Annotated in this window: 1 pseudogene; it reads left to right on the forward strand. The window is 45.0% G+C overall.

The annotated features are described in order from the left end of the window. Nucleotides 1–230, forward strand: a pseudogene (locus A3738_RS20335) (isocitrate lyase); the annotation flags it as partial. Between the last annotated feature and the right edge of the window lie 292 nt (nt 231–522).

A 522-nucleotide genomic window follows, 5' to 3' on the forward strand; every position in this document is an offset into this window, starting at 1 on the left:
ACACTACTGCGTTGTCTGTAGACAACCTAGCGAAAGAGTATTTCGGTGAGCAAGGTATGCTTGGTTACGTTGAAGGTGTTCAGCGTAAAGAGATCCGTCAAGGTATCGCATGTGTTAAGCACCAAAACATGGCTGGTTCAGACCTTGGTGATGATCACAAAGAGTACTACGCTGGTGATCGTGCGCTTAAAGCGGGCGGCGCAAAAAACACTTCTAACCAATTCTCGTAAGGCAAAAGTTCTTAATTCGAGACTAATAGAAGTTAAAAAGAGGCTACCTTCGGGTGGCCTTTTTTGTTTATGGGGTCGAATACTACGCTGGCAGCTCTTGATCAAAGACCGGGCTCTAAAAGCGGGCGGCGCGAAAAACACTTCTAATCCTCTCTCGTAAGGCAAGAGTTCTTAATTCGAGACTCATAGAAGTTAAAAAGAGGCTGTCTTCGGGCGGCCTTTTTTGTTTGCCTGTTCTGAGCTTAATAGCACAGGGAATAACCACTATTATTGAAACAGTTGGTCAGCTTAC

The sequence above is a fragment of the Oleiphilus sp. HI0066 genome, from assembly GCF_001635725.1.